This is a genomic window from Viscerimonas tarda, from assembly GCF_054601255.1.
On the sequence record NZ_BAAHWV010000046.1, the window covers coordinates 1 to 19938 of the forward strand.

A 19938-nucleotide genomic window follows, 5' to 3' on the forward strand; every position below is an offset into this window, starting at 1 on the left:
CCAAGTTATCTGCCCGATAGCAGGGGAAAGCAATGCACTTGCTTCACTTTTCCCAAGCAACAATATTGCCGTATTGGTAATTTTTCCGTCAAGCGTTACTCTTGCCTTGTCAAGAAATTCTTCATCAAGCCAGCTGTCCACGTCTTTTGCCAAAGACCGGTGTTTCAACTTGTATTGTTCCCGTGCTTTTAATATGGCTTCTTTATCCAAATGCCCAAGATTGGCATCGGGAATAATCATTTTCGACCAATCCCTGTTTGACGCCTGATTGCGTATCCTGTCTATCTTCTCTATATTCAACGCGATAAGGCTTTCATTGAGGCGACCGTAATAAAATCCCTCAAAAGAAACGGGAATACCGTGCGGTGCAGCAGGAATTTGAAACATTACCACGCGACCTTCGGGCTTCTGCAACTCATAAATTTCCATGAATGAAATGCTTTGAGTGGTTTTGTCGCCGATTTCCTTTTTCAGGCTGTCCAAATCCTTGCGGGAGGTGCGGTAATAGCTACCTACAATCCGGTGTTTCTTGTTCTCAACCCCAAAAATCAGCCACGCACAGGATTTTCCTTTCAGGTTGGCTTCGTTGCTCAACGCCGAAAAGTATTTACCGAGCTTGCTGAAGTCGTAACTTTCTTTTGCTTCCTTAAATTCGACAATTTCGGTTTCTGCCGGAAGTAAAAGAGCATCTGTCAGTATTTTATCCAATTCCTGTTCTGTCATTTTCCTGATTTTCCTGCCCGCAAAATTACTCAAATATTCCCAAGCACACAAACAATTAGCTATTTTCCACCGCTATCCATACGAATTAATTTATCAGATAACGTTTTTTTCAGCGAGTTGAGGAAAAAAGTCCGTTCTTCAGCCGTGCGGTTTTTGACGTCCCAAAACAGGCGGTAATAATTTGTGATTTCGCAGCCGAACATTTTACCAATGGAAGCAAACAATTCTTTCAGTGAAGTCCCGCTAAAACATTTTGCCTCATGCAGGGCATAAAAAAGTTCAATCAGTTCCATACGGCTGCCTGTCCATTGCGGAGCTTTCAGGTTTTGGGATTGACTGTTGAGCGGGCAATTCGCGGCGGACAGTTCCGCCAGCAGTCGTTTCTCTGTCCATTCAATCTGTTCGTTAACAAGTTGAATTGCTTTGGAAAGAAAAATTGCCGCATTTTTTTCCCGATACCCCTGTTAAAGACCCCAGTTCAACGCGGGTATGAACGAGTGTGTTACGATATGCTGCCTTGTCGATGACGGCAGCATCTTCCTGATATACGAGCATGACAAATTCGTCATACTGATTCTGTAATACTTGGGTGTCGATGTCGATACCCTTTTGTGAAGCTTCCTGCAATGTGCGGAAAAACTTCGTTTGAATAAATTGTTTCATTTTTTGTAATTTAAGGGATTTATAAAATAAAAAGAGCCTCCAGCCTGAAAGCGGGAAACTCTTTGATCAATGATTGCTTGTATTTTTTTGTTTATTATTTTAGCGCAACTTTAATCGCATACCCGCCACCCGGTGCTGATTTTTGAGTCAATTTTGTTTTACTCGTTACCTCCATAGTACGAATGGTGTAAGCCTGCGGATTGGTTTTGTAATGCGCATCTTTGGCATCGGCATAAATCGTGGCGATATATTTTTTGCCCGAATCGAGGAAATCGAACGAGATATTTGAAGTATATCCGTTGTAGCCTGCTACGTTTCCGATAAACCAATTATCACTGCCTTTGGCTTTACGGGCTACGGTGAGGTATTCGCCCGGTTCGGCTTCCAAGTATTTGCTGTCGTCCCAATCTACCGCCACATCTTTGATAAATTGGAAAGCATCCAAAAATTGGTTGTAGCTTTCGGGTAAATCGGCTGCCATTTGCAAGGGGCTGTACATCGTAACATACAATGCAAGTTGATTGGCTATCGTTGCGTTGACGTGCGAATGATTGTTCGGATTGATTTTCTCAATATCCATTTCAAAGATGCCCGGCGTGTAATCCATCGGACCGCCCAACAAACGGGTGAACGGCAAAATGGTCACATGATTGGGTTTGCTGCCACCAAAGGCTTGATATTCCGTTCCGCGAGCCGATTCATTGCCTATCAAGTTGGGATAAGTACGGCAAATTCCGGTTGGGCGAACGGCTTCGTGCGCATTGACCATAATTTTGTAATCGGATGCTTTTTGGATGGCATGTAAATAATGATTGTCCTGCCATTGGCTGTAATGGTGGTCGCCGTGGGGCAACATATCGCCTACATAACCACTTTTTACGGCATCGTAGCCATTGTCTTTCATAAATTGGTAGGCTTTGTCCATCCACCAATCATAATTGCGAGTAGATGAGGACGTTTCGTGGTGCATAATCATTTTTACACCTTTGCTTTTCGCATAATCACGTATTTCCGTTACATTGAAATCGGGATATGGAGTGATGAAATCAAACACAAATTCTTTCTGATGACCAAACCAGTCTTCCCAACCGATATTCCAACCTTCGACCAACACGCCGTCAAAACCATGCAAAGCCGCGAAATCAATGTATTTTTTCACGTTAGCAGTCGTTGCACCATGTCTGCCGTGGGGTTTTGCTTTCGCATAATCCGAAATGCCGATTTGTACTACCGGAAAATCGTTGGTGTAAGACCACTCACTTTTTCCGGTAATCATTTCCCACCAAACACCGATGTATTTTGTCGGTTTAATCCAAGACGTATCTTTGATTTTACACGGCTCATTCAAATTCAAAGTCATATTGGAAGCGAGAATATCGCGTGCATCATCGCTCACGATAATCGTGCGCCAAGGCGACACAGACGGTGTTTCGATATACCCTTTCGCGCCCGTTCCATCGGGAGTCAAATGCGATTGAAAGATGAATTTTTTGTCGTCCAAATCCAAGTGCATGGCTGCATAATTCATCAACGCCGCCTCGTGAATGTTGATATACATACCTTCAGCCGTTTTCATTTGCAATGATGTTTGCACACCGGTTTTTGAAAATTGCGTTTGCGAAGAATTGTCTGTCCATGCTTGGTCAAACAAACCGCGGATTTCCGATAATTTGGAAGTTACATATTCGTATTCTTGCGAATCGTAATCGCCCGGTTGCCAATAAGCAGTGTGGTCGCCGGTTAATGCAAATTGCGAAAGTTCTTCTTTGATAGTGAAATAAGTCAAATTATTGCCTTGTTCCGGAAATTCGTAACGAAATCCCAAACCGTCATCGAACAAACGGAACCGAACAATGATAGTGCGGTTGGTCGTTGGTTGATCCAGTGTTACCGCCAATTCATTGTAGTGATTGCGAATATTTTTTGTTTCGCCCCACACCGGTTGCCACGTTTCGTCGAAAGTGGATGTTTTTGTATCGACAATTTTGAAACCGTTGTAGAAGTTCGTTTTTACATCTTTGTTTCCCGAAGCAATTTCTTCAAAGGTATCGAACGTGTGTTGTACGCCTTCCGGAATCAGTTCAAAACCTAATTCACTGGGGTTAATAACATTTTTCCCTTTGTATATCAGACTGTAAGTCGGATTTCCGTCAACAGAAAGAGAAAAGTTCATTTTGAAATTTCCATTAGGAGAAGTAAGTGTTTGTGCACCCAAGGTCGAATACGCCAATACGAGCAGGAGGAATACTCCTTTGATTTTTTTATTCATATCTTGTCCATTTTTGAAGTTATTATTATTTCCAATCCATTCATTCTGTTATAAAACAAACATATCCAATGTTTATCGACTTTTAGTAAAAATCTCTATAAACTTAGATATGTTTGTTCTTTATTAGTATGAATATTTACAGACAACTAATCATGTATTTGAGGTATACGATTATCATCTCCGCTAACTTCGAAGAAATTATTATTACCTCTTTCCAAAACACGATAAATGGGATTATTTCCTCCGGAAGACCACCATGCTGTCTTATCTTCAAATGGCGTTTGCAAATTGCTTCCTCGTGGCGGAAGGATACATCCTGCCCCTTCATTTTGGCAACCAAAATGAACCGTTTCATCCCAAAGGTAATCGTCAATTAATGCCTGCCACTTTTCTATACGGGGAATACTTTTGCTTACGTGGAACGGGCCGGTTTGCTCATTAGTTAACTCATAGAAAGCATTTATATAAAGCTGCCTAAATTCCCGTATGGTAATTAATTTCTTAATTAACGGATGAGATGGATTTCCCCAATTGAATAAATCTTGTCTACCTGCATCAATCCCCCATCCGGTTCCTAATGTTGCGTCAAAATCATTCGGTATAAAAAAGAATTTACCATGAGTATTAAAATAAAAATTGAAATTATTGGCATTAGACCAATAATCATCCATATCTCCACATATTACGCTTGCAAGATATGTTTTCATCAATAATGGCACATCTATTGCTTCTTTTGCCCAATTTTTCAGATCGTCTCCTTCCAAGGTAACTAAATTATATACAAATTCCGTTAACTGAGCATTAGCTTGCTTGCGGGATGAAGTATTTGTTCTTAAATCATAGATGTCTCGATCTTCGATAACTGTTGGATTATAATTGTTTAGGGCAGCACCCGGATCCCCTTTCCATAAAAAAGGAATTTGGTCGCCCGGCGAATCATCTCCGAAAAATGCTTTACGGTCTTCCAAATAATCGTCTTCGATAAATTCCTTTAATTTATAGATGCCGAAATAGGCTCGTTTAGCATCTCCTGCAACGTGAATATAAAATCTACACATACTTATCAGTGGCCCTGAGTAAATTCCAGCTTCTTGATACAAGTCAAAACTATACACCTCACGAATACGTGTAGGGTCTTCGCGAATGAATTTCAAATCAAGCCTTGACAAACCTTCGAAAGTTTGTCCGGACTCATATTTTGAAAACTGAAGAGCAAAACTGGCTTGACGCCAAACCGGATTTTCAGGGTTATGTACTTGACCGGAATCTCCTTCAGGGCGATTACGACTTGTATTACCCCTAACTCTTAAAGCAACATTGGGAATTGTTTGATCAGGGATGTCACTGTTACCTTGAAAAATAAAATTTCCTGATACCCAAAAATTTTCATCAGGATCTTTGTCATACGCTGCCAGCAAGTCATTCCAATCACTTAAACCTATTTCCAAGGTTACTTCCGGCAATTCGTCCAAGTTGAATATCTGTTCCAGCTTGGGATTCGTAAATTTACTTTGAATGTTTTTCATTTTAAAAAATCATTTAAATTATTATTAATAAGAAAGATAATTGTTTTAATTGTAATTAGGATACTGCGGATTTGTTAAAAAACGAACCATAATATTCTACCAAATCCGACCAATGATAATACGGCAATACATCGCTTTTCACAGGCGGAACAAGTATTTCATTTTCATTATGCAGGAATTTAACAAGAATATCATCCGACCCTTTTTTCCTGAAGAATACTATTTGTATGTTGCCTGCCATGGGTGCTACTTTGAAGTCGTTCCATGCCTTGTAAAATTCCGATGGATTAGAAACACTGTTGTAACAGTCTTTCAGATGCAAAAGCATTGCCAAGGGGATAATATTCCCATCGTGACCAAAACGAAAAGAAGCTCCATTGCCTTTGGTTTTAATGACGTGGTTCGCATTTTCTATAATGTTTTTCAGGAGAGGTTTCGCATTTTCCATCATAATGCCGCCATTCTCCGCTGCATTGGCATATTGGACGTATAAACTGTAATTTTTACACTGCCACAAATCGAAAAGTTCTTCCTTTTCAAACAGATCATACAGTGAAATATCCGTCTGCATATTTTGTGTACTGCTTGCTACATTATATAATTCCCACATCAACGCATCCGCATTTATTTTTTCTTGTAAGAAACGATTGTCAGAGAACAGGTTTTTCACTAATCTTTCCGGATACACATGTTCTTTCTCGAATTGATTATACTTTTCTTTCCATGTATCGGGCGAATACCTGAATTGTACGGCTTGTTCCGTATGGTAATTCAGATAATCCATGTGCCGGGGATCGGTGTCTTGCGAAACAGACAAACCGGTACTCAGGTCTGTCAGATGTCTGCAAAAAATTTCCATGCTCCGAATGCAACGCCCTACTGTAGTCGAAACAGCCGTTACTTGTGCATTTCCGCTGAAAACTTCCGGATATTGCTTATACATCCTTTCCGCTATCCCTCTCTGCTGGCATGTTCCAAGCGGTGTCAATTCTCCTCCATGCCCTTCCGCTTCCTGCCATATTGTTTTTAATCGCCTGTACACATCTTTTCCTGATGCAGTTAAGGCATTACAGGAATCTGCTTCTTGAAATACATCCAATAAATGTTTATATTCGTTGTCGCTAACGAGATAGCGTGAACCATGCCTACCGAAATGACTGATATAAAATGGCTCATAGCTCTCCGGAGCAGGCGTTTTTGAAGTAATATTTTTTACCGGATAGGCGTAATTAACCCCACCGAATTTTTCCGGTGTTTCAAAAATCTCTTCTTGAGTAGTTTGTGCCACCATATTACAAATAGCAAGCAACAAGATTAGAATAAATGAATTGATTTTTTCCATTTTTGAATCTGCCACTAAAGTTTATGGATAGTAACTGTAATTGCTTCAACATCAACAACCACTTTATAATCGCCCTCAACAGCCACGTTCCATTTCCATTCGGGCGCTTTGCCGGGTGTTAATACCATTGGTTGCGGTATTCCGTCTGCTAACTGTGGTTTGGTGCTGACGGGTGCTTGAAACATACGGCTGTTATCGTATCCCGCATCAGGATCAAGAACGAATAGAATGGATGCTGCTGTCAGATGTATTTTGTCTATTGTATAAAGATTGGGGATTGACGGATTCCAATTCATACGTGGTATTGTTGACATGTTGTATCCATCAGCAATACAACTACCGGCAAGACATACCGTTTCGTATGGTTTTTCACCGGGTTTCGGCTTTTCAGATACAGCGTAAGCCGTCGCTTTTACTGTTGTCTCTGCAACTTCCGGTAGTTGGGCAAGGCTTCCGCCAATAATCCGGGCTGTAACTTTAATGTTTATATTTTCCTGTATTTCAGGAGATACATTCCATTTGGCAAGTAAAAGTTCATTGAGTTCTTCATGAGTATAAGAAAGCGAATGTTGTCCGTCCGGAATTTCAATCGCAGGAAGTTCTCTTACACCGCTTTCAAGTTGCAAGCCAAGATTAACTACGTATTTGAGGGATGTTCCCGATCCCCGATTGTTACCCTCCGTCCATGTGAAGGTTATGGCTGTTTGGTCGGCTTTGTCCTCTTCAAGGACAAGATTGGATTGGGAAGCCGTTACCGACATCGGATGTTGAAAATCAGGGTATTCTACTCTGTTTGTTTCCTCCTCATCGCATGAGCACAGCGAAATCAGGCAGGTAAAGAGTGTTAATTTGAAAAAATTCTTTATCATGATTGTTATTTTTTAATTTGTTATTTATTATTGTTTATATGCTATAAAAGCGGAAGACGGTTTTAAAGAGATATTCCCTCCGGCAACCTGATTTATTCCGTTGAGATTAATGGTGGCATCATCGCATACAACCGTCCAGTTTCCTGCCGGAAGCGTAAATGCTGCACTGCTTTTACTCCCATTATAAGCGACTACAATCGCTCCCCACGAATCGTTTACTGCATTGCCATCCAGCGTAAAAGCAACTTGAAGCGAAGAACCGACAGTGAGGAATTTGAGGTTTTTCGCAACATCTTGTGTCGTTGTCATCCTGAATGCAGGATGAGCCTTACGCATTGCTATGAGATTCCTGTAATATTCAAACACCCGACTGTATGTTTTCTTATTAGCCCACAGTATCTGATTAATGTTATCCGGAGATTTATAGGAATTGCCGTTCCCCTGCTTCGTGCGGTATAATTCTTCTCCTGCAAAGATGAACGGCACTCCCTGGGACGTAAACACAAATGTTTGAGCAAGAAGATTAAACCGTATCAACTCGTCTGCCGTAGCACCTTGCGGAGCACTTGCAGCCAGTTTGTCGTAAAGGCACTGGTTGTCGTGACATGTAACATAGTTGATAACCTCGCCGGGATTATTGGCATACGGAGATTTGGATATGTTCTGCGTTGCGGCGCAAATACCGAACATAAGCACCTGCTCCTGTCCTGAAGTTCCACATACAAAGCCCGGGGCGGAAGTTGAATTACCCTTTATCGCATTTCTGATGTCATCGGAAAATACGGCAATACCCGGAAAGTTCAATCCGCTTGCTTTCACAGCCCGCTGATTTTCCTGCAGCGTAGATGTTCCGGCAGTCCACCCTTCTCCGTACAAAAAAATTGTAGGATCAATCCTGTCAAGTTCAGACTTTATCTTGTTCATTGTTTCAATGTCGTGGAGACCCATAAGGTCGAATCTGAATCCGTCCACATGATACTCATTTACCCAGTATTTAACAGATTCTACCATGTATCTGCGCATTGCCTCTGTTTCGGATGCGGTTTCATTTCCACAACCGGAACCGTTTGAAAGGCTTCCGGTTGAAGTATATCTGTAAAAATACTTAGGCACAGTGAGTGCAAAGGGCGATTTGCCGGACGAAGCAGTATGATTGTAAACCACATCCATAATTACTCTCAATCCGTTGCTGTGCAACGACTTTACCATTTGTTTGAATTCCTTTATACGGATTGCCGGATCGTATGGATCGGTAGCGTAAGAGCCTTCCGGAACATTATAATTTTGAGGATCGTAACCCCAATTGTAGTTGTTCAGGTCAAGTCTTGCTTCGTCTATGGAAGCAAAATCGAATGAGGGCAACAAATGAACATGCGTAATTCCCAATTCTTTCAGGTGGTCGACTCCGGTGGCAAGCCCGTCTATGGATTTTGTTCCTTCCTCCGTAAGAGCTAAAAATTTCCCTTTATTTGTCACTCCTGAATTGGGTTCTATGGAAAAATCACGATGGTGCATCTCATAAATCACAATATCTGTAAAATTTTTAAGCGCAGGACGTGTGTCCTGTTCCCAACCGGAAGGATTGGTCTCCGACATATCTATGATTGCAGCCCTGTCACCATTCACGCCAACGGCTTTCGCCCAGATACCCGGCGTTTCCGAAAGGAATTTTCCTTCAAACCATATCTTAAATGTATAAAATGTTCCTTTCAGATTTCCGCCCACTTCACAATTCCAGTAACCGCCTTCCGATTTTTTCATTGAAACGGTTTTTACAGGCGTTCCGACGATTCCGTTTGCATACAGGGAAAGCACTACGTCTTCTGCGGTAGGTGCCCACAGATTAAAAGTCGATTTAGCAGGGGTATATATTAACTCATAATTCCGTGCTTCGACAACGGGAGCGACAGGAACCTGCTTTGGCTCTTGTTCTTTGTCGCATGAAAGAAATGTCAAGCAGAAAATGACAACAATGCCCGGAACCATAAGTATTTTTAATATTGCAGCCTTCATATTCAATCTATTTACAAACCTGCGTAATCAGGATTTTGAGTAATATACGGATTAACTGTAAATTCGTTCTGCGGAATGGGCAACAGTTTATACCTGTCGTTAACATCCTGTCCCATGTATGTGCCGGCTGCGCCGTTATCGCTTCCTTTCCAGTCCCAGTTATAACCTTTAGTGTATTTGCCGAAACGGATAAGGTCGGTACGCCGTATCAATTCCGAGGCAAGTTCCCGGCTTCGTTCGTCAAGAATGAAATCGAGTGTCATCTGAGCATCGGTAATGCGTCCGTCAACCGAATTTATACCCGTCCGGGCATACTGTCCGAACATATAGGCGCGATCACGTATTTCATTTATATAACTCAACGCTTCTGCACGCGAGCCTCCACCACCGCGAAGTATGGCTTCGGCTGCCATGAGATAAGCATCTGCCGTACGGAACACAGGAAAACATACGGACGAATATTGTGTGCCTCCGGGTTTGAGTTCCTGACGGTCTTTTGTTACGTTGCGCCATTTGATATAGGCATATCCGTCCCGAATACTGTTGGCGTTTGTGGCGAAGCGTTGATTGGCTTGCCAAGTATTTTTCTGATAGGGTGCTAATGTAAAGAATTGTGCACGTTTATCCATTTTTTGGTCTCCCCATGGATCGTTCGGATCGAAAAGTTGGTCGGCCGGTGTGAATTTATTCACAAAAGTGGTTTTAACTACCGCGTTGTTCCATGTATTTGATCCCGACATTCCCGTGTTGAAATACGGTTTCATGGAGCTGTTATCAAGGAACGCTTTCACAAAGAAATTTGTTCCGGCACTGTTTTGGGCATTATCCGCATCACTTACCGCAGGCCATATAATTTCCCGGCAAGTGCGGTTATCGGCAAGAAAAATGTGGCGATAATCCGATGCAAGCGGATATGTTCCGTCGGTAATGATTTTTTTAGCATAAGAGTAAGCTTTGTCATAGGCTGTAACGCCTACCCATGCTTCGGCATTAAGGCAGACTCGTGCAAGCATGAACCACGCCGTTGCCTGATCCACTCGTCCGTATTCGTTTTGTCCCGGAGCTTTCAAATCATTAGCCAGTTGTTCGCACTCCGAAACGATGTAATTGTATATTTCAAGGCGTGATTTCTGATGAGGAACAGTTCCCAGAGGCATTGCATCGTCAATGAACGGTACGGAACCATAAAGATCGCACAGAATATTGTAGGCATACGCACGTATCATGCGCGCTTCTGCCCGGAAATACGGATATTCGTCTTTAAGAGCTTCCCACACACCTCTTTCTTTGAGATTGGATTCCGTACATTGGCGCAGAAATTCATTGCAGTATCCTATTGTCATTATCGAACGGTAATACGGATATCCTGCCAATTCTGTGGAGGGTGTCCAGTTCAGATATTGTATGAAATAGGAACCGCGCGAACTGCCGGCATAAACAGCCATTTCGTCGGTAGAGGCGACTTGCGGATAGAAAAGTCCACGAAGCCAGCCACTATAACCTTCGTCAATACCGGGAACATCGCCATTGCCCGCATCGCCTCCCCTTTGGCCGGTAAGGCTTAAGGTTGCATAACACTTGGCAAGCGCACCGCGATAGCCGGCGGCGGTGCTATATACTTCCTCTCCTAAAAGCAGTTCGTTGGACAAGGGATAAGTATCAAGATCACTGAAACAGGATGTTACCAGTAGTCCGGTACATGCAAACGTCAAAATATATTTGAATAAATTTATCTTTCTCATAATGATTATCTGTTAAAATTAAAAATTAAAATTCATGCCGAGAATATACATTCTGGGACGAGGATAGATCGTGTTGTCTATACCGCCATGTATTTCGGGATCCAATCCGGAAAATTGGGTTATAGTCGCCACATTTTGTACAGTAAACGTCAAACGCAAATTACTTTTCTTGTTCCAGAGTTTCGGAAAATTGTACCCGAGCGAAATGTTGTCCAATTTAAAGAATGCTCCGTTTTCAAGGAAAAGGTCGGAAAATTCCTGCGGATTGCGAAAACCGGTTACTACATTGTTCCATCGAACATTACTTGTTATTCCTGTGGAGGAGGCGCGGATACCGTCAAGTGACGAATGTGCATCGCCCCAATTGAATACTTTGTTACCCCAGCTTCCATGTGCATTGGCACCAAATTCCCAGCGGCGGTATGAAAGTTTTGTCGTAAGACCGTAATAGTATGGAGCCAGCGCACTGCCTGCGAGGTATTTGTTTTCATCGCTTGTGCTTGCACCAATTGTGCCGTCTTTTGCAATGTATTGTCCTTCGAGCGGTCTGCCGTTGTCATCGTAAGCTTGTTTCAGCAGGAAGAATGTGTAAGGCGTTTGATCAACCATGTGTACTTGCAGATACCTGCCAGTAGAACCGCCGGCATTACCTGTCAGAACAAAGTTATTGTCCGATTCGATTATATTCAACTTGGTAATCTTGGAGGTATTCCATGTGAAATTTCCTCCGATAGACCAGTACCAGTCCTTATTATGTACGGGAACGAAATTCAGCGAGGTTTCAATGCCTTTACTTTCCATATCGCCGATGTTGGTGTCAAGTCTGTTCGTAAAGTTCGATCCGGCAGGAACATAAATAAAGTTCAACAAGTCGTATGTATTACGTGTATATAAATCCACTGAACCTGTTATCCTGTTTTTGAAAAAGCCGAAATCCAGACCTGCATTGTATGTTTCCGTTGTTTCCCAATGGACATGTACGTCTTTTCCATTAGGACGATAGGTTGTTATCCATTCATCGCCAAACAGGTAGTTTGCACCCTCTCTGGATGCGGTATAGGTGGGCATCCATTCGTAGTAGGAACCGATATTCTGCTGTCCGGTTTTACCGTAACTTAATCGGAGTTTGAGATCGGAAAGAACGGTAGAAGCACCTTTCATAAATTTTTCCTCCATGATTCTCCATGCAAAAGCGGCAGAAGGAAAATAGCCCCAGCGGTCTTCCGGAGAAAATCGCGAAGTAGCATCCGAACGCATGGTAAAAGTCAGCAGGTAACGGCTGTCATACGAATAGTTCAAACGTCCGAACAATGAAGCGAGGACAAGTTTTCCTTCATCTTCAACCGGCGGAAAACCATTGACAAACGTGTCATCCAACTTCATTCTCTTTTCGTCGTTGTGATAATAAAAAGTCTGATAACTGTAACCGGCCATTGCGTTCAGGTTGTGCTTCTTACCCAAAGTTTTGGAATATGTTCCGTAAAGATCAAGCAGTTTGTTGCTGTTGTCGTTGATATTCCTGATTTTTTGACCTGTAGCGTCTTGCCAAACTCCTGTGTAAGTACTCGGCGCTTTATCAGGTATGTCTTCTTTGTAATTTTGTCTGCGAATATCGTAGCCGAAATTTGCAGTCAGCACAAGATCCTCTAATCCGTGTATTTTGTAGTTGATCATCATGTTACCTATCGAACGGTTGGTAATTCTGTTTTTATTGATACAGTAAAGCTGGGAAAGCGGGTTGGTAGGTGCCTGACTGAAAGGATTGCCTGACTGATCCATCCACATAAAATATCCTAATCCTACGTCACCGGGATAAGTTTCGTAAACGGGCGTTGTGGGATCAAAACTCATAGCAGAGCCAATCACGCCGGTAGAAACAGGAGAGTCGTCTTCGATACTTCCTTTTACGTTGATGTCGAATTTCAGATGATCGTTAAAAAAGGAAGGTGAAAGGTTGACACTGAGGTTTGTCCTCCGGTAATTGTTTGTCCTGATAATCCCCGACTGATCAGTGAATCCGAGCGATACGCGGTACGGCAAGTATTTGGTTGCCCCTGTTACCGACAAGTTGTGATCCTGACTGAAAGCTGTCTGGAAAATTTCTTTCTGCCAATTGGTGTTTGCATTGCCCAATTGAGCCCCTGAAACTTGGGAAAGATTAGCGAACAACGCTCTGTACTCATCAGCAGTCAATACATCGTTGTATTTAACAATCTGGCTCAGGCTGAAATTGTTATTGTAGTTCAGTTTCGGAGCTTGCTTTTTACCGCTGTCGCCTTTTTTTGTAGTAATGATAATGACGCCATTTGAAGCGCGGAAACCATAAATAGCTGTTGCCGACGCATCTTTAAGCACCGTAACAGACGCAACATCGTCCGGATTGATCATGTTTATAGAGTTTCCGCTGACAGGCAGTCCGTCAATAACGATCATCGGGTCGTTGCTTGCCGAAAGCGAAGCGCCCATACGGATACGAATTGTTCCCGCATCATTGGGAGAACCGCCTCCGGGAGTTACGTTCAGACCGGCCATTTTACCAACAAGTGCATCCTGAACAGTAACCTGATTTCCTTTGTTGAAATCATCCAATTTAATGGTTGTAACAGAACCTGTTGCATCAGCTTTACGCACTTGTCCGTAACCAATAACAACGACTTCATCCAATAATTGTTGGTTTTCTTCGAGAATCACATCTATGTGTTTTTCCGAATTTACATTGATTTCCTTGGGTATAAATCCAAGAAAAGAAATGATTAATGTTCCTTTTTCCGGTACACTTAATGTGAACTTCCCATTGAGGTCAGTTACCGCACCATTCGTCGTACCTTTCACAACAACAGATGCCCCGATAACAGGCTCTCCGTACGTGTCTTTCACTAATCCGGTAATCGGAATATTGCCTCCGGTTTGAGCATTTAAAACAGCAAAATTGAATATTCCTGCTAAAAGAAATAGGAACATTCGCTTTGACTTTGAATAAAAATGTAGTTTCATGTGCATTAAATTTTAATATTTTTCGATTGCAAAGTTACCCGTTATTAAGACAGCCTGTATCGTCAAGTATATTAACAAAGTAGATATTAATCAGTATTAATATAATTTTAATAATTTGATTATCAGTTTATTATAAAACAATGTGAATGTTATAAATAAGTAGATTTAATTGTCTTGGAGAGGAGAATCACAAAATGATTTATTTACCTATTTGTTGTATGGCGGCAGAAAATTCGTCTTTCGACAAGGAGATTTTGTTCCGTATTTTCAGTTTGTAGTTATATACGGTTTGCGGAGAGTAGTGCAGGAAATTGGCAATTTTACCGCCGTCTGTAATACCGAGGCGAATGAGGGCAAATACACGAAGTTCGGGTGTCAGTATATCGCCGGTTTTGGGTATAATCTGTTCTCCTTCTATTAACAGCGAATTAAACTCGTCTATAAAATTGGGATAGATGTTTAGGAAAATCGCATCGAAATTACAAAAAAATTCTTTCAATTCATCAGCAATCAATGTTGAACTAGTCGCTTTTCTGGCTTCTGCTATCTGATTTGATACCAATTTACGGTTTATACTAATCCGGTAAGACTCTATCTTGTTGATGTAAGTGGAACACAGATTGAATACGGAGCCGATATACTCTTCCTTGACGTGGTTCGATTCGGACAGTTTTTTATTCAATTCGTCCAAATTGTTATTCATCTGCTTTAAATCTTCGTACATGTTTTTAATCGACTTCTTGGCTAATGAAAGTTTTTTTAATTGCCTACAAATGAAGAATATACTTATTACCAGCACAAGGGAAAGAGCGGATATTAATATTAGAGATTTGAACATCTTTTCTTTTTCCTGCCCCACCTTTTTATCGTATGCGGCATTGATAATCGGCAATGTTTCCGATATTTCCATAATCCGGAAACGTGCTCCACAAAAAGCGGCATCCTCCATGGAACATTTTATGTAGTTGTAAGCCCTGTTAATATCGCCTTCCTTGTATAACAGAACGGCTAATTTGCGGAGAGCAATATAGCCTTTTACTGCTTTTTTCAGATCGGCGATTGCTGATATTGCCAAATATTGTTTTTCCTGTTCGACATCGCCTTTCTTTGCATAAATATCGGACAGTCCGTATGCTAACGTGCCCAGTAAGGATTCGTCGTTTCCATACTCTTTATAGCATTGATTCATCAGGTGGAGGGCTTCGTCATATCTTCCCTGCTCAATAAGTTTTCCGTTTTTTACCAAGTTGTATCCCAATGTATTAACATCAAGTGTTTGCAGTATGGAATCTTTATATTGGCTGATTAATTGATCGTAATGATTTTTTTCTTTCTGCGACATGGAATTAGCCGACATCAACGAATATAATGAGTGATAGAGATGAAAGTAGTACGACCATTGTTTCGGATCTAATTCTTGGAGGTCAATTTTATCCGCAATATCAAGGGATTCCTTATACATTCCCATAATGCCTAATATTTCTGCGGTATTCATTTCGGCAATAAATATTAATTGTCGATTTTGTAATTCTTCGGCTATTATGCATTTTTTCTCGGCAACCGAGAGCGCCGAGTTCATGTTGTAATGCCGGTATTCTTTATATAATTTTTGATAGATATGGTATCGCTGCTCAAGATCATTTTCTACATTCAGCAACGTTTTTAGGCTGTCGATACGGTGTTCCTTTTTTTCGGCATACAACGGTTTTGCTTGTAGTGTTTTATCCAATACAAGCAAAAGCGAATCCGACCGTTTGTGTGTTGCACAGATGGTAAGCCCTTGAGAGAAGAGGAATATTAGAAATATCAACTTGTACATTTTCGTCGCCAATATATTTTAGGTACAAAGGTAGTGCTTTTTTATGTAACAACGCTCATTCAATTAGTATAAATCACAGGGAAAGAAAAGTGCAAACCCCTGCCACACACGCGCAAACCCCTGCCACTTTTCTAAAACCCCTTTTTCCGCAATCTTTGTTCATTTACTTTTGCGCCGCGTCGCTATTGGCGTAACTTAAAAATTGAAGTAATATGAACGAAAAATTGAAAGACCAGGATGTCCTGTTGGTCAAGGAAAAAGGCAGTAATGAATTACACGCCGTGAATCTGGACAAAAACGGAAAAGTCAAATCTACCAAACTTGACGGAAGCGAGAATCCCGATTTTCTGAAAATCGACAAAAACGGCAACGCGCTTGAAAACTTTTTTGAGAACTTCAAGCGGCAAATCAAAGACCCTACCCGCTTTGACTTTTACCGCGCTCCGCTGGAAAAGTTAGGAGACGTTGTAAAACGCCTGTATGAAGCATTTAAAAGTCCCGACAAGCCCGAAAACAAGGATTTTTTGGATGCACACCGCATTGAGCCTGAAAATTTTCAGAAAAAACAGGCAAAGGAACAGGGAGAAACACAATCCCAAGCGGCTGCCGATGCAAAAACTCACGCCATAAGTCCCGACCTTGTGGACTGGCAAAAGTTTGAACGCTTCGGCATTAGCCGCGAGGCGTTGGAAAAATCGGGCAATTTGGATAAACTGCTTGATTATCAGAAAACAAACCTGATGCCTGTTGCAATGAAATTCGACAGCGAAACGCTACGCTCAGACGCGCGTTTCTCACTTCGCAAACAGGAAGACGGCACGTTTGCGCCCTCTATTCATTTAATCCGCCACAAACCCGATTTGGAACGTCCCTATTTCGGTGTTGAATTTACCAAAGAAGACAGGGAAAATTTATTGAAAACAGGCAATCTCGGACGTGTCGTCGAAGCCGAATTTAAGCAAGGTGAAAAAACGCCGGTACTCATTTCGCTGGACAAGCAAACCAATGAATTGGTGGCGTTCCGCAAGGAATGGCTGAAAGTCCCCGATGCCTACAAAGGCGTTCCGTTAAGCGAAGAAACAAGGGAAAAATTGGGCAACGGCGAAAAAGTAAAGATAGAAAATATGACCACAAATGACGGCTCAAAACAATTTTCCGCCAATGTTCAGTTCAATGCCGACAAACGGTATTTTGAACTTGTTTTCGACAATGACCGGAAACAAAGTCAAAGCCTCAAACAGGGTGAAGCCCCGAAAACTTTCCGCAAAAAGCTACTGACTGAAGACCAGCAGAGCAGTGTACGCGAGGGAAAGACCGTCCATACAGGCGAATTGACAGACCGCAACGGTAAAAAGTACAGCGGCTACATAACCCTGAATAAGGAAACCGGAAAATATGATTTCATGTTTCCGAAGGATTACAGGGATGCCCTTGCCGCCGGAAAAGTCATTCCCGATGACCGCCACAAGGTGCAGGTTGCCAAAAACAATAACGGCAACACCACCGAAGCTACCAAAAATATCAAAGAGCCTTTGAACAGCGGTCAAACGCAACCCACCGAAAAGCAGACGGAAAAACAAGCTGCCAAGCAGGAGGAAAAGAAAGAAGTCAAAAAATCCAAAGGTGTAAAAATGTAATATTCACCACTAAAATCCAAGTAAAATGAAGATAGCAATCATAGCAGAGAAACCGAGCGTAGCCCGCGAAATAGCGGCTATCGTCGGCGCAAGCCACAAGGAAGATGGTTTTATGACAGGCAACGGTTACATGGTAACGTATGCTTTTGGGCATTTGATACAACTCGCCATGCCCGAAGACTACGGCTTTTCGGGATTTGTCAAAGAGAATTTACCGATTATTCCTGAAACATTTATCCTGAAACCCCGCCAAGTGCGGGACGGCAAGGAATACAAGCCCGATGCGGGCGCACTCAAACAGTTAAAGGTCATAAAACATGTTTTCGACAGTTGCGATAAAATTATTGTCGCCACCGATGCAGGGCGCGAGGGCGAGTTGATATTTCGCTACATTTACAATCATTTGAACTGCCGAAAGCCTTTTGAACGGTTGTGGATAAGCAGTTTAACGGACAAAGCCATAAAAGACGGCTTGCAAAACCTGAAAAACGGCAACGAATACGACAACTTGTATTATGCAGCCAAAGCGCGTTCAGAAGCTGACTGGCTCGTCGGAATTAATGCAAGTCAGGCGTTAAGCATAGCCGCAGGGCGCGGTGTGTATTCGTTGGGACGAGTGCAAACGCCCACGCTGGCAATGATTTGTCGGCGTTTTTTGGAAAACAAAAATTTTACGCCTGTTCCGTTTTGGCAAATCCGGGTTCAGACCGAAAAAGCAAATATTCCGTTTGCGGTTGTCAATCGTGAAAAATACGACCGTAAAGACACAGCAAACGCGATATTTCAAAAATTGCAAGGCAATTCTTTGCAAGTTCAAACGGTTGAAAAAAAAGAAGTTAATCAAGAGCCGCCTTTATTGTACGATTTAACCGCTTTGCAAAAAGAAGCAAACAGCAAACACGGTTTTTCGGCGGACAAAACGCTTTCCATTGCGCAAAAACTGTATGAGGCAAAACTGATTACCTACCCACGCACAAGCAGCCGTTATATTTCCGCAGACGTATTCGATGAAATCCCCGAACTCATTAACAGTATGAAAACGCACCCGCGTTTTGGCGGTTATGCCGCCAAAATGGACACTCAAATCCTGAATATCCGCTGTGTCGATGACAAGAAAGTAACCGACCACCACGCGCTTTTGATAACAGAAAATCAGCCCAAAGACCTTTCAGGCGAAGAACAAACGATTTATGAAATGGTTGCGGGCAGAATGTTGGAGGCGTTTTCAAAGAAATGCGTAAAAGATGCAACGACAATCGTTTGTATTTGTGCCGATACACTTTTTGAGGCAAAGGGTGCTGTTATCAAACAGGCGGGTTGGCGAGCGGTTTTTAATGAAAAAGAAGAAACGGAAGAAGACGGCGCTTTGCCCGAAGTTATGCAGGGCGAAACGCTACCAATCCTCAAATCCGAACTGTTGGAAAAGCAAACCAAGCCCAAGCCCTTACATACCGAAGCCTCGCTACTTTCGGAAATGGAAACCGCAGGAAAAACGGTTGAAAACGAGGCGGAACGCGCGGCAATGAAAGAAAGCGGTATCGGAACGCCCGCCACAAGAGCGGCAATTATCGAAACCCTGTTTTCGAGAAATTACATTGTCCGCGAAAAGAAATCGCTCGTTCCCACCGAAAAAGGATTGACGGTTTATGAAACGGTTAAGGACAAGCGGATAGCCGATGTCGCTCTCACAGGCAGTTGGGAAAATACATTAGCACAAATAGAACGAGGCGAGATGCAGCCGGAAACATTCAAGAAGACAATCGAAATCTACACAGGGCAAATCACAGCCGAATTGCTGAATACGAAAATTGAGGTTGCAGACAGCAACGCCTGTATTTGCCCGAAGTGCAAAACCGCGCCAATCCGCTTTTATCCCAAAGTAGCAAAATGCAGTGACCCAAATTGCGGATTGGTAGTTTTTCGTACCATTAGCGAAAAAGAACTGACCGACAAGCAGATTCTGGAATTGCTTACAAAAGGTAAAACTGCCGTTATCAATGGTTTCAAAAGCAAGGCAGGCAAAGTGTTTCCCGCCGCATTGAAATTTGACGAGAATTATAAGGTTACATTCGAGTTTTCCGAAAAGAAAGGAAATTTCAAGAAGAAATCGTAACTTTGTCCACTAAAAGACACGTCATAATGGTTTTGCTGTTTTGCGTGGATTTTAGTGGTAAGCGTTCGGGAGGGATACCCGGACGCTTTTTTACGTCCACAGTGCAAACCCCTGCCAGACTCACTGCAAACCCCTGCCACTTGCCTGACAATCAGCAAATCCCATTCCTTTTATTACAAACTTTGTGTTCATTCTAAATTTTTCAATGTATGAACAGAAAAGATTATC

Annotated in this window: 13 protein-coding genes; 2 read left to right on the plus strand and 11 right to left on the minus strand. The window is 42.2% G+C overall.

Annotated elements, in window-relative coordinates:
• The 11 genes from ACYPWY_RS13965 to ACYPWY_RS14015 form a co-directional block, all read right to left on the minus strand.
• A partial coding sequence (locus tag ACYPWY_RS13965; protein WP_459686161.1) for an ATP-binding protein occupies window positions 1-723 on the minus strand: 723 nt, incomplete at its 3' end.
• 59 nt (window positions 724-782) lie between these two features.
• On the minus strand, window positions 783-1160 hold the full coding sequence (locus ACYPWY_RS13970) for an RteC domain-containing protein (RefSeq protein ID WP_459686173.1): 378 nt from the start codon (window positions 1158-1160) through the stop codon (window positions 783-785).
• Entirely contained in the window at window positions 1129-1386 is a 258-nt protein-coding gene (locus ACYPWY_RS13975; RefSeq protein ID WP_459686162.1) for a hypothetical protein, read from the minus strand. Before ACYPWY_RS13975 ends, ACYPWY_RS13970 begins: the two co-directional genes overlap by 32 nt.
• A 94-nt stretch (window positions 1387-1480) precedes the next feature.
• Window positions 1481-3655: a glycoside hydrolase family 97 protein gene (locus tag ACYPWY_RS13980; protein WP_459686163.1), complete on the minus strand. Its 2175-nt coding sequence runs from the start codon at window positions 3653-3655 to the stop codon at window positions 1481-1483.
• 146 nt (window positions 3656-3801) lie between these two features.
• Window positions 3802-5181: a CotH kinase family protein gene (locus ACYPWY_RS13985; RefSeq protein WP_459686164.1), complete on the minus strand. Its 1380-nt coding sequence runs from the start codon at window positions 5179-5181 to the stop codon at window positions 3802-3804.
• A gap of 55 nt (window positions 5182-5236) precedes the next feature.
• On the minus strand, window positions 5237-6523 hold the full coding sequence (locus ACYPWY_RS13990) for a histidine-type phosphatase (RefSeq protein WP_459686165.1): 1287 nt from the start codon (window positions 6521-6523) through the stop codon (window positions 5237-5239).
• A gap of 14 nt (window positions 6524-6537) precedes the next feature.
• A complete protein-coding gene (locus ACYPWY_RS13995) occupies window positions 6538-7392 on the minus strand; it encodes a SusE domain-containing protein (protein WP_459686166.1) in 855 nt (284 codons plus the stop codon).
• A 27-nt stretch (window positions 7393-7419) separates the two neighbouring features.
• Window positions 7420-9405 carry a type I pullulanase gene (gene pulA, locus ACYPWY_RS14000; protein ID WP_459686167.1) on the minus strand — a complete coding sequence of 662 codons (1986 nt, stop codon included), beginning with the start codon at window positions 9403-9405 and terminating at the stop codon, window positions 7420-7422.
• A gap of 11 nt (window positions 9406-9416) precedes the next feature.
• Entirely contained in the window at window positions 9417-11147 is a 1731-nt protein-coding gene (locus tag ACYPWY_RS14005; protein WP_459686168.1) for a RagB/SusD family nutrient uptake outer membrane protein, read from the minus strand.
• Window positions 11148-11165: 18 nt separating this feature from the next.
• A complete protein-coding gene (locus tag ACYPWY_RS14010; protein WP_459686169.1) occupies window positions 11166-14141 on the minus strand; it encodes a SusC/RagA family TonB-linked outer membrane protein in 2976 nt (991 codons plus the stop codon).
• A 199-nt stretch (window positions 14142-14340) separates the two neighbouring features.
• Window positions 14341-15960 (minus strand): DUF6377 domain-containing protein, encoded by a 1620-nt coding sequence (locus tag ACYPWY_RS14015; protein ID WP_459686170.1) that lies wholly within the window; start codon window positions 15958-15960, stop codon window positions 14341-14343.
• Window positions 15961-16172: 212 nt separating this feature from the next.
• Here ACYPWY_RS14015 and ACYPWY_RS14020 point away from each other — a divergent pair, with 212 nt between their 5' ends.
• Both ACYPWY_RS14020 and ACYPWY_RS14025 read left to right on the plus strand, forming a co-directional pair.
• Window positions 16173-17597 (plus strand): DUF3945 domain-containing protein, encoded by a 1425-nt coding sequence (locus tag ACYPWY_RS14020; protein ID WP_459686171.1) that lies wholly within the window; start codon window positions 16173-16175, stop codon window positions 17595-17597.
• 25 nt (window positions 17598-17622) lie between these two features.
• The gene (locus tag ACYPWY_RS14025; protein ID WP_459686172.1) at window positions 17623-19710 is read left to right on the plus strand and encodes a type IA DNA topoisomerase; all 2088 of its coding nucleotides are present in this window, start codon (window positions 17623-17625) and stop codon (window positions 19708-19710) included.
• The last annotated feature ends 228 nt before the right edge of the window (window positions 19711-19938 follow it).